The organism is Faecalispora jeddahensis, assembly GCF_000577335.1.
Classification (GTDB): Bacteria; Bacillota; Clostridia; order Oscillospirales; family Acutalibacteraceae; genus Faecalispora; species Faecalispora jeddahensis.
This window is the reverse complement of record NZ_CBYL010000067.1, coordinates 1-11921: the sequence shown is the minus strand read 5'-3', so window position 1 is coordinate 11921 and position 11921 is coordinate 1. Positions and strand designations below refer to the sequence as shown.

The following is an 11921-nucleotide window of genomic DNA, read 5'->3' as shown; positions in this document are numbered from 1 at the left end:
TATGATAAACAGGCTCTTGATTATGAAAAACTCCAAAGTGTAATAAAGGCATGTCCGGTTCATGCAATAGAATATTCGGAACAATAAAGATAAGGAGTTATATCACAACGTGATGTAGCTCCTTATTTACTTTATTAAAAAGGTTGTAAGCCTATCTTTGTATCCAGGATTAATATCATCGAGAGGGGTTTAAGTGTAATTACCCTCAGGATTCAATCACCCTATTAATCCAATCGCATAAGATATATAAGGGTAATGCTATGCAATTTATAATTTTGTGATGTTACCTAAGCTGAAAAAGGAGGTGTTTTTTTGTGAGTCGATATAATGAAAACAGAAGGGGTTGCGGAAATCAGACCGTAGAGTCATGCCAACAAGACCATGGGCCTTATCCCTATGTTACCAACATTTCGCAAGCAACTGGGCGGAATCAGAACTATCGCACGACATTGTGGACTGGATGTCACCTGCAGTTAACTCTGATGAGTATTCCCGTATGCGGTGAAATTGGGTTAGAGATACATCCAGATACTGATCAGTTTTTGCGTATCGAACAAGGAAACGGTGTTGCTTTGATGGGAAACCGCAAAGAGCAATTGGATTTCCAGCAATGTATAGCAGCAGATGATGTTATTTTTGTCCCTGCCGGAACATGGCATAATGTTGTTAATAAAGGGCGATGCCCTTTAAAACTCTATTCAATTTATGCACCACCACATCATCCGCATGGCACAGTGCACAAAACTAAGGCAGATGCCGATAGATTGGGGGATTGAAACCACAATACATGTAAAAAAAGTAAGAGCCACGTGAGAATTCACGCAGCTCTTATTTTTATTGCATTGAACCATTTTTCAGTTTTTGTCGTTTTACCAGTTTCACTAACTCAAACCAAAACACTGCGATAAATGCAATAATAACAGCCTTTAATAACAGAGAAGCAGAAAGTGGTGCCAACTTTAATAAGCCATTGAGTGGCGAATACAAAATAATGCCAAGCATAGCCAGTGTACCAAGGTTAACTGCCCACATCACTTTGTCTTTCACAAGGCGCTTTACCGATTGAAAGGTAAAATCGTGATCAGAACTATTGACCTGTACAAGAAACAAGTTGGATAGCATGATAATTGCAAGCCCCATTGCCCGGGCAACTGGTGCATTATCAACATTTCCATCGAGGATTACGTAATACGTTCCAAAGGAGGCCGCAAAAATGATAAGTCCCTGCAAAATGCTTTTGGCTAGAGTTTTTGCGGTCAACAGTTTTTCCTTTGGATCTCGAGGGCTTCGCTCCATAATGTCTGCTTCGGCAGGCTGACGCTCTAGTACAATCGAGCAGGTAGGGTCAATGAGTAGCTCGAGCAGAACAACGTGGAGAGGAAGTAAAAGCAGTGCTGAGGGGGCAATGCCAAGGATTGGTGCAAGTAAGGAGGCAAAGGCAATGGGAATATGAATGGTGAACACATAGCCCACAGCCTTGCGAATGTTATCATAAATACGGCGACCGTCTTTTACCGTTTCTACAATAGTAGTAAAATTGTCGTCCATTAGAATGAGATCTGCTGCTTCACGGGAAACTTCACTGCCGCGTTTACCCATTGCAATGCCAATATCGGCATATTTGAGAGCGGGTGCATCATTCACGCCATCACCGGTCATCGCGACAATTTCACCGTTATCTTTGAATGCTTTTACAATACGCATTTTATGTTCAGGAATGACACGAGAAAAAATGCTGACATCCTTCACTTTTTCACGCAGTTCTTCATCGGTCATTTCGCTTAGCATATCGCCTGTAATGATATGGTCGCTGTTTTGCATACCGATTTTCTTTGCGATAGACGCGGCGGTGATGCCATTATCACCTGTAATCATAACAACACGAATACCCGCTTTATTGCAAACGGCGATGTCTGCTTTTACACCTTCACGGGGTGGGTCGGCAAGCCCGATCAGTCCGCAAAGCGTTAAATGGCAGTCTGTGATCTGTGCAGGAATTTCTGCTTCACTTTGTAGCTTTGCAGTGGCAACTGCAATTACACGCAAACCTTGTTTGGACATTTCGGTGATCTTCTGTTCTGCTGTTTGTTTTTCTAAATCTGTAAGCTTACAAATAGTTAAGATACGCTCAGGGGACCCTTTTGCGGCAACGGTAATTCCGTCATCTCTGCGCCAAATATGCCCCATCATCTTCAACTCATTTGTAAAGGCATATTCGCTGATTAGTTCTCCAGCAAAAAGATCTTCCTTTAAAATTCCAAGGGTTTCGCAATGCTTGAGCATTGCCTTTTCCATTGGGTCATAGGCATCGGTCTCGCAGCCCATACCCATTACTTCACAAAGTGCTATGGTGTTGCCATCAGTAGCCCACGTATCCTGCACGGTCATCTGATTCATCGTGATGGTACCTGTTTTATCTACGCATAGCACAGATACGGCGCCAAGCGTTTCCACTGAAGGCAACTTGCGCACCAGTGACTGCTTTTTGGCAAGTCGCCAAGCTCCCATTGATAAAAATACCGTGAGGATGACAGGAAACTCTTCTGGAATCATTGCCATGGCAAGGGTGATGCCCGACAAAATGCTTTCAATCAGCCTGTCGCCAAAGCTGTGGTCAGGAATATTTAGCCATGTGAATATTCCTACAAGGGCAAACAAGACTGCAGCAATTCCTGCGCATAGTTTAACAAGACTTCCGGTTTGCTTTTGTAGGGGTGTGGGTTCCTCTGGTGCAGATGCAACATTAGCACCGATTTTTCCATATTCGGTGCTGCCACCAATTTTATCTACCAGTACCGTTGCTGTGCCCTGTGTAACCAGCGTGCCAGCATAACAATAATCACGCCGCCAATAGTCGCTTGTTGAATCTGCACTCTCAGTGTTGATTTTCCACACACCTTCCGCTTCGCCGGTCAACGAAGATTCATCGACACACAGGTCGTTACATTTTATTATAATGCCGTCTGCCGGGATTTTAACCCCCTCATAAATCATCATTAAGTCGCTGGGCACAAGGTCAGCACTTGCAATGGTCTGCTCCTTGCCATCACGAATAACAGTGACATGCGGGGCAGATAAATCTTTCAGGGCATTTAGGGCTTTATCGGTTTTCCATTCTTGAATTACATCAATGCTAATGATGCCCACCACAAAAATGAGCATAATCGCACCATCCCTGGATTCTCCCAGAATAAAATAAATGGTCGCAGCAACAATGAGCAGTAAGAACATTGGTTCGCAGATAATATGCAGGATTTTTTTGAAAAAGCTTTCTTTTTTCCGTGCGGTCAATTCATTCTTACCATATTGCTCCTGCAATCGTTTTGCTTCGGTGGCGGTTAAGCCAGCCATGTTTTGCTTTTTGTCTGTCATAAAAGTTACCTCCGTTTTAGCCTTTCGGCAGTCGTTTGATAGCTCTATGGCACTCCATTTCGGGGTCATGTGTTCCATCAGGGTATAAAAAATAGCACACCTATGGAACATACTACTGTCCCACAGATGTGCTCAAATTGCAATCTGTTGCCGCTCATTGGGCGGCCCGGCCCCATGACCTTTACAAAAAGGTTCATCGCCTGCTCAGTTTGTACTGTTGATCTCGCATTCATGCTGAATGTAATGCAGTGCAAAGAGATTCTATATATTATATGCAAGATTGCAATCATTGTCAACCAGAATATTATAGAAGATGTAAGCATTCTGGTGATATGTCAAGAATAACTTAGAAAAGATTTTGATATGTTTTAGTTATAAAAGGGTTCACTTAATAAAGCATACAAGAAAAATATGTCTTCTCGAATGCTAGTTCGATTCAATATTTAATTCGGCGTCCAATTTTTCGCCGGTGTACAGTTGGTTTTTGACCAGCAAACCAAAAACGAGTCGTACGAATTTACGAGATGTAAGCGCGAGTGCTCTCTTGTGCTGATGTTTAGTTACTTCAGCGAATTTTTTAGAATAGTATTCACCGTATTCTGGGATGTATCGTCTGACACTATTGGAGCCTTCTCCTAAGTAATAACGCAGATATGTATTACCAGCTTTTGAAACACGGTTATCCTCGGATATAAAGTCTCCAGAATCATTTTTAAGCCAGGTTAGTCCGGCATATTTAGCAAGTGCATCTGATGAATGAAAAGCAGTAATATCACCGATTTCAGCAAGTATGCCAGATGCCCATACAGGTCCTATACCTGGAATGGATTTTAGAATGATAAATGCATTAGGGTTCATGCCATTGATACATTTCTCGATTGCCTGATCTATCAGCTTGATTTCTTTTTGATAGGTTTGGATGCAGTTAAATGAGCTGGCTAAAGATACATTTAGCGGTTCGTACATGCATTTATCCAATCGATAAGAATCTCTTGCAGCTTTCTTTAAAAGTTCAGAGGTTTTTGATATGTCAGTAATGCGTTTTCGGCTCTTTTGAGCAAGGAACTGCAATAGCTCATCTTCAGAAGAATCTATGATTTCCTGTAGAGACATAAATTCTGTCAAAACAGCAGAGGAGGTAGCACCATAGATATTACTAAAAGGTTGTGCATCACCATCTAAAAGTTGAAGTTCACTAAACTTTAAATAGAGATTAGAAACCATATATGTTTTTTCTCTTGAGATGCATTCAGCTAAATGCAGGCGGTGTCTTGTTAATCGCTTTAAGGCTAAGAATTGGCTGCCGCGCCAGGGTTCACATTTTTTAGTTCGTCCGCATCTTGCGAAATCTGCAATAAGATAAGCGTCTAGTGGATCCGTTTTATCCATGCCAACATAAGATTTACGGAAATTGGCTGTCATCTTAGGATTCAGACAGAAAATGTAAGGCTTATAAGGCATGAGTAGTTCACAGGTAGACAGGTAATTAGCTATGTGAATGCTGTAAACGGAAGTAGACTCTAAAGCAACAACAATTGTATTGAGGTTAGGATGACTATTCATACAGTTTAATATCATCTCAGCAAGTTCCTCAGCACCAGGCTGATTGTTCTTAAAGGATGATGAGAGGTATTTGTTTTCATCAAAATCCATTGCACAAACGACATTGGACTTTGAGCTTACATCTATACCAACAAACAAAGTGGACATATAGTTGATCTTTATCATGTTATCACGCCCCTTTCTGATCTAAAATAGTGAAGCCTTAAGTGAAGGTTTATCCTGCGCAACATATGTTGACCGAAGCCTCGCGTAATGAGCATTCACCCAGTCAGCATTTTTTGCTGGTGCTTCGGCTGGAGATGCAACTTCTGTGTTAGCGGAATATACCATATGTGCCAGGCTGCATGCTTAAAGAGCAGACACGGACGAAGCCGGCTGAAAGGAGAACAAGCAGTGCCTTCGGACATCAGACTCTGCTGATATCATAACACAGGATTGACCTTATATGAATTGTAACTAATGACTGTATAGATGGGAATCGGAAGAGGAGAATCCCCAGAGATGTCCTTACCACTATACTTATAAAAAAGAATAAGTCTGAAAGCAATTTTTCTTGCTTACAAACTTATTATACGAGGAGAATTAAAATGAAAACAAAAATCCGTTCACCGTCTTTATGCAAGGATTGTCTGGACTATTCTTGGCATGTAGTAATAATGAGTAGGTCCAGTTCTGCAAGGAGCTGGGTCTGCTCATTTAGGTTCTCATTATGCTCATAATAAGAAATTCTGGTTATTCCTAACTGTTCATTAATATGCCAACACCTCATAACCAGTTTCGGTTACTAACACCTGTTTTTCCCATTGCGCAGAAGGCTTCCCATCAGCAGTGCGAATAGTCCAATTATCGCATTTATCTGTTACTATATTGGATTTTCCCATATTTATCATAGGCTCTACAGTAAAAACAAGTCCTGGGACTAAGAGCATTCCTGTTCCTTGCTTTGTCACATAACCGACCCAAGGATCTTCATGAAATTGTAGACCAATACCGTGGCCTCCGATTTCTCGAACGACAGAATATCCATTTTCCCTTGCATGGTCTTGAACAGCTTGCCCAACATCACCAAGAAATCCCCACGGTTTTACCTGTTCAATGCCCAGCTCCACACACTCTTTCGCAACATCAACCAGTTTTTGTTTCTCAGCGGAAACAGCACCAATGCAAAACATGCGTGAAGAATCTGAAAAAAATCCGTTATAAATTGTAGACACATCAATATTTACAATATCGCCGTTTCGCAGGAATATACGATCAGAGGGGATACCATGACATACAACATCATTAATTGAGATACACACGCTCTTAGGGTATCCGTCAAAATTGAGTGTTGCTGGAACGCCTCCCAGTTCCTTGGTTTTTTCGAAGATAAGCCGGTCAAGCTCTTCCGTGGTGATTCCATCAACCGCATAATTTGCAATGAAATCCAGTAAAGCGATGTTTCGTTTGCTGCTTTCCCGAATACCTTCAATCTGTTGTTTTGTTTTAAGCAATTTTCGATAAGGCACTTCATATCCCTTTAAGCGGTAGATTTCAATTTGCTCATCAATAGGGCCATGACATTTCTTATATTTTCGACCGCTGCCACACCAGCAGAGATCATTTCTTCCAAACTTGTCAGACATTTTATCTCCTCGCATTTACAAATTCGGAGGGAGCAATACGCCCTATAGACTAAGGTGAGCTAAGAGAAACACCGGAAGTTTTCCGATATTGGCGTGGCGAGCATTGAAACGCTTGTGAAAAAGCTCTTGCAAACGCTTCAGATGACGAGTACCCATATCGAAAAGCAATATCGGTTATTCTGTCATTGGTTATGCAAAGATCATTAGCAGCAGCTTTTAATTTACATTGGGCAAGAAATTGTTTATATGTCATACCCATGTGCTCCCGAAACTTTGTAGAGCAGTAATACGGTGAATAACCAACATATGATGACATATCTTGCAGGCTTGGGCTTTCTGTTATGTTATTTTCTACCCACTTTGCCATTGTTTCTATTGTTTGAACAGACATTTGCTTCACTCCTTTCTCCAGTATATCAATTCTCACAGACAATTACCTGATATAAGTTGCACATATGAGATAAAGTGCTTGCCGATAATCTCCGTAATTTGGCTGCAGCAGGAGTTTACGGATGCCTTTAATTACTGTACAGATTATAAATAATTAGCAATTCAAATACTTGTTAAAAGTTATCGTACCATATGTTGCCGCAAATTTCCACTGTCCTTATGCAAGTATTGACTGGACGATACTGGGGATGTAACGGAGAATAGGAAAACGAGGCTGACAAACGCCAGCCTCGTTCTTTATAGTTTGTTGTCAGCGATTCGCTCTCTCAAATTCTCAATTTTAGAGCGGATTGCTTTTATAGTACGTTCAAAGTCCACATCGCTTTTGCCGGTTGGGTCATCTAACCCCCAATCCTCCCTGTGCATACAGGGCAAAAAAGGACACTGCACATTGCAGCCCATGGTCACCACGATATCCACTGGGGGAATCTCCTCCAGCAGCTTACTGCGCTGAGTTCGCTCCATGTCGATGCCATAAATCTGCTTCATCAGCCGCACAGCATCCTGATTGATTTGCGGCTTTACTTCCGTTCCGGCAGAATAGCTTTCAAAGACATCAGACGCAAGGTACTTGCCCAGTGCTTCGGCAATTTGGCTGCGGCAGGAGTTGTGTACGCAGATAAATGCTACTTTAGGTTTGCTCATACTGGAAACCATCCTTTCGTTTTGTTGGCGATTTTTACAAGCAACAGCATCACCGGCACCTCGGTCAGCACGCCAACTACGGTGGCAAGAGCCGCCGGTGAAGTAGTACCAAACAATGCAATCGCCACAGCGACCGACAGTTCAAAGAAGTTGGACGCGCCAATCATCCCCGCAGGGGCGGCAATATCATGGGGCAGCTTCAGCCATTTGCAAGCAAAATAAGCGATGAAGAAAATAAGGAAAGTTTGCAAAACAAGCGGCACAGCAATGAGTAGAATGTGCAGCGGATTATTCAAAATCACATCACCTTGGAAGGAAAACAGCAATACCAAAGTGAGCAGCAGACCAATGCTGGTGGCATTATCAAATTTATGGACAAAGGTGTTTTCAAAATACTCTGTGCCCTTGCGATTTGTCACCAGCACACGGGTCAGAATACCGCCCGCAAGCGGAATGACTACAAATAAAATGACCGATAAAATCAGCGTGTCCCATGGCACGGACACGTTGGAAACGCCCAGTAGGAATTTCACAATCGGCACAAAGGCAACCAGAATAATCAAATCGTTGGTTGCTACCTGTACTACGGTGTAGGCAGGGTTTCCTTTGGTGAGCGTGCTCCAGACGAACACCATCGCTGTGCAGGGTGCCGCACCCAAGAGTACTGCACCCGCCAGATACTCCTTGGCGAGGTCAGGGGCAATCAAGCCCTTAAAAACCACATAGAAAAATAGCGCGGCGATACCGTACATGGTGAACGGCTTGATGAGCCAGTTTGTCACCCATGTGACGAATAACCCCTTTGGGTTTTTCCCCACATTTTTGACGCTCTGGAAATTCACCTTCATCATCATGGGATAAATCATCACCCAAATGAGGATGGCGACCGGAATAGAAACTCTGGCATACTCAAAACGGCCTAAAAATGCAGGAACGGCAGGTAAAAGTTTACCAATTAAAACACCTGCCGTCATACAGAGAGCAACCCACACGGTCAGGTATTTTTGAAAGAAGCCAATGCTTTGTGATTTTTCCTTTGCCATAAATTTACCCCCGTACTTTTTGCAGGATTTTAACGACCTCGTCCTTTTTTAAAACCTTTCCAAAGGAAACGACCTTGCCGTCCACAACCAATGCAGGAGTTGTCATCACACCGTAAGCAGCGATCTGTGTAAAGTCTGTCACATGGTCAATGGTGGCATCCATGCCAAGCTCTTTGAGCGCTTCCAAGGTAGCCGCTTCCAGTTGATTGCACTTTGCACAGCCCGAGCCAAGCACCTTGACGGATGAACCGCTCACTTTTGCTTTTTCGGCTTCCGCAATCGTTTCTGTATTGCAGTCACCGCCACAGCAGCAACCGGAGTTTTTTGCTTTTGCTTCTTCGTCAGCTTTCTTTGCGGCAATTTCGGAGGGCTTGCACATTTCCCCGCAACCACACTGCACCAATTCTTCCTCTGCATTTTTCTTTTTACCAAAACCAAACAATGCCATAATAAAAACCTCCTTAAATTCATGATTAGAAACCTGAATATAACAAATAGAAACCGATGAGCAGGATCACCGCGCCCATGACGATTTTCAAAATAGCGCTGGCTTTTCCATACTTCTCGCTTTGGGAGAGCTTTTGGGCAAAGCCCATGGAAGGCTCCGCAATCACGGCGAGAATGCCGTGCCCAATGAAATAGAGCAGCAGTAGCAAAACACTCCATACAAGGCTGCCCGCCGTGGCCGCAAGGATACCCAAAACCGTAAAGGTCAATCTCGGCAATGACGGCGAAAATCAAAAGTGGAATAACTGTTTTTATATCCTTTGTTTACTCATCCGCAAGTACCTTCAGGGCAGCAACCGGTCTTCACAGCTTTTCCCTCAAAGAAGTTTTTGAGATTTTCTGGAAGTGAATACTCGCCGCAGTCACAAACGGGCTGCACCATGCCGAGCACAGCTCTTAGAATTCCTTCGGCCAGCATGGCTTTGGGCGGTACTTCATAGGCTTGACCTTTGTATGCAAAGGTACGACAGGTCACATCGGTTCCGCTGATTTCACCACAGCAGCCGCAGGTGTTTTCCGCAACAGGTCCGCAGATATCCTGCCCATTTACACGAATGGTGGGCGACGCAAGGAATCGGTAGTGCTCCGCCAGTTCTTTTGTGGCGATCTGTACCTTTTGAAGCCGCATGGTATATCCGGCAGCCTCCAGAGCGGGCGCGATACTGCCCAAAACTTCTTCCAGTACCGCATCGGCGCCGATACAGCGGTCACAGGTATTGAGATCAAGATAGAGATATTCCACAAGCACAGCCTTGGAGGAATCCTCCTCACAAGCCCCGCCGCGGCAGCAATCTACGCTTTTTTTTGCACTGCATTCGCCGTTTGGTGGTGTCCAGCCAGTATCGTCGCCTACATAGGAGATGGCGCCTGCCGGACACTTGTTGCCGCAGCCGTGGCAACGGTCAATGCAGTTTCCGGGTTGCATCACCACAGGGGACGGGGCTTTTGCTTTGTTATAAACACTGTGGGAGCAAAAATCCACGCAGGTTCCGCATTCAGTGCAAGCAAGATAATCGATGACTGGATACCAGTTTTTAGCCATTCTCTTTCCCTCCCATTAAACCAGTAGATACTGGAAAATATTAAACAGATAGCCAACAATGATAATGCCGATGGTGCAGATGGCAATAAATGTGCCCAACAGCTTCGGCTTTACCGCCTTGCGCAGCATGATGATGGAGGGCAGGGAAAGCGTTGTGACTGCCATCATAAAGGAGAGAACCGTACCAAGCTGCGCGCCTTTGTAGAGCAGCGCTTCGGCCACCGGAATCGTGCCGAAAATGTCAGCGTACATGGGAACGCCAAGCAGAGTTGCCAGCACTACCCCAAAAGGATTATTGCTGCCAAGCACCATCTCAATCCAGCTTTCAGGAATCCAGTTGTGGATGATAGCTCCGATGCCCACGCCAACCAGAATGTACGGCAGAACTTTTTTGAAGGTTGACACCACCTGATCCTTGGCGTAAATGACACGCTCTTTGCGGGTTAAGTCAGGCGATTCAAAATCTACGCCGCTTGCCGAGCGAATGAATTCTTCCACATAGTTTTCCATGTGAAGTTTTTCAATCAGCGTACCGCCAACGACCGCGATAACCAGGCCCACAACGACATAGACGATAGCGACCTTTGTGCCAAAGATGCTCATGAGCAGAACGAGCGACCCGAGGTCTACCATGGGTGAGGAAATCAGAAAGGAAAAAGTCACGCCAAGGGGCAGTCCGGCACTGGTAAATCCAATGAACAGAGGTATGGAGGAGCAAGAGCAAAAAGGCGTTACCGTGCCAAGCAGTGCTGCCATGATATTTGCCCACACGCCGTGAAAGCGGCTCATAATTTTCTTGCTTCGTTCCGGCGGGAAGTAGCTTTGAATGTACGAGATGATGAAAATCAGCACGCAGAGCAGTACGGTGATTTTTAGTACATCATAGATAAAGAATTGAACGCTGCCACCAATTCGTCCTGTTACATAAAGACCGAACAACGAGAGCAGATTACCGATTAGGGCGTTGAGCCATTTCATTCCAAGCACTTGGTCTTGAAAGAACAGCCACGTATTTTGAAGGATCTCCATAGGGTAAGCGCCTCTCTTTCTTAAATTCAATAGTCATATCAAAAAAACTTGATATGTTGTGCCGAATAAAAGCCATCTTCCATCAGATGGCCGTTATTGATTGCAACAACGAGTATCTTCAGCGGTTGCATTGGGGGTGGTAATTGCTTTTAACAGGAGCATGGCCTCGTGGCTGCCCTGTTCACTGATTTTATAATGTGTCCATTTGCCTTCCTGTCTGCTTTCGACAATACCCGATTCACATAAAATCTTCATGTGATAGGACAAGGAGGACTGACCGATTTCCATTTGATCAATGAGCACGCAGGCGCATTTTTCACCGCTGCGCAGCAGTTCCAAAATGGCAAGCCGCTTTTCATCGCAAAATGCCTTAAATACATTAGCGTTCTTCTCCGGAGTAAGCTCCAACGTTTATCACCTCACATCAAATTATCTTGATATGATATAGTATATGCTTCACATCAAAAAATGTCAATATGAAAGGAAGCGCTGTTTATGAAAATTAAAATCCGTTCACCGACCTAATGCAAGGATACTCTGGACTATTCTTGGCATGTAGACAAAGCAAGAGCCGTTGCGTCAAGTAAGATGCAACGGCTCAAATTCGTGATAAGTCAGATTTTATTGTGTAGGTGAAGTTAAACT

Annotated in this window: 12 protein-coding genes and 1 riboswitch; of the genes, 1 reads left to right on the top strand and 11 read right to left on the bottom strand. The window is 43.9% G+C overall.

Annotated elements, in window-relative coordinates; translation table 11 throughout:
• The first annotated feature begins 482 nt into the window (after nt 1–482).
• The gene (locus TY09_RS18895; RefSeq protein ID WP_242841522.1) at nt 483–776 is read left to right on the top strand and encodes a cupin domain-containing protein; all 294 of its coding nucleotides are present in this window, start codon (nt 483–485) and stop codon (nt 774–776) included.
• A gap of 58 nt (nt 777–834) precedes the next feature.
• Here the strand turns inward: TY09_RS18895 and TY09_RS16475 are convergent, their stop codons facing one another.
• The 11 genes from TY09_RS16475 to TY09_RS16430 form a co-directional block, all read right to left on the bottom strand.
• Nucleotides 835–3372, bottom strand: coding sequence for a cation-translocating P-type ATPase (locus tag TY09_RS16475; protein ID WP_018214001.1), 2538 nt, complete (start codon nt 3370–3372; stop codon nt 835–837).
• 113 nt (nt 3373–3485) lie between these two features.
• A riboswitch (NiCo riboswitch) is annotated at nt 3486–3590 on the bottom strand.
• A gap of 208 nt (nt 3591–3798) precedes the next feature.
• Nucleotides 3799–5100 (bottom strand): IS110 family RNA-guided transposase, encoded by a 1302-nt coding sequence (locus tag TY09_RS16470; protein WP_052335744.1) that lies wholly within the window; start codon nt 5098–5100, stop codon nt 3799–3801.
• A gap of 584 nt (nt 5101–5684) precedes the next feature.
• Nucleotides 5685–6560: a methionyl aminopeptidase gene (locus tag TY09_RS16465; RefSeq protein WP_026184156.1), complete on the bottom strand. Its 876-nt coding sequence runs from the start codon at nt 6558–6560 to the stop codon at nt 5685–5687.
• Between the two features lie 49 nt (nt 6561–6609).
• A complete protein-coding gene (locus TY09_RS18075; RefSeq protein ID WP_026184155.1) occupies nt 6610–6951 on the bottom strand; it encodes a helix-turn-helix domain-containing protein in 342 nt (113 codons plus the stop codon).
• A 296-nt stretch (nt 6952–7247) separates the two neighbouring features.
• The gene (locus TY09_RS16460; protein ID WP_018213998.1) at nt 7248–7655 is read right to left on the bottom strand and encodes an arsenate reductase ArsC; all 408 of its coding nucleotides are present in this window, start codon (nt 7653–7655) and stop codon (nt 7248–7250) included.
• Nucleotides 7652–8698: an ACR3 family arsenite efflux transporter gene (gene arsB, locus TY09_RS16455; protein ID WP_018213997.1), complete on the bottom strand. Its 1047-nt coding sequence runs from the start codon at nt 8696–8698 to the stop codon at nt 7652–7654. Before arsB ends, TY09_RS16460 begins: the two co-directional genes overlap by 4 nt.
• Before the next feature lie 4 nt (nt 8699–8702).
• A complete protein-coding gene (locus tag TY09_RS16450; protein ID WP_312576926.1) occupies nt 8703–9077 on the bottom strand; it encodes a thioredoxin family protein in 375 nt (124 codons plus the stop codon).
• A gap of 94 nt (nt 9078–9171) precedes the next feature.
• Nucleotides 9172–9423: a hypothetical protein gene (locus TY09_RS16445; RefSeq protein ID WP_139104090.1), complete on the bottom strand. Its 252-nt coding sequence runs from the start codon at nt 9421–9423 to the stop codon at nt 9172–9174.
• Nucleotides 9424–9473: 50 nt separating this feature from the next.
• A complete protein-coding gene (locus TY09_RS16440) occupies nt 9474–10247 on the bottom strand; it encodes a DUF2703 domain-containing protein (RefSeq protein ID WP_018213994.1) in 774 nt (257 codons plus the stop codon).
• A gap of 15 nt (nt 10248–10262) precedes the next feature.
• Entirely contained in the window at nt 10263–11276 is a 1014-nt protein-coding gene (locus tag TY09_RS16435) for a permease (RefSeq protein WP_042436598.1), read from the bottom strand.
• Between the two features lie 93 nt (nt 11277–11369).
• Complete coding sequence (locus TY09_RS16430) at nt 11370–11684, bottom strand: ArsR/SmtB family transcription factor (protein WP_018213992.1); 315 nt, start codon at nt 11682–11684, stop codon at nt 11370–11372.
• Nucleotides 11685–11921: the final 237 nt, after the last annotated feature.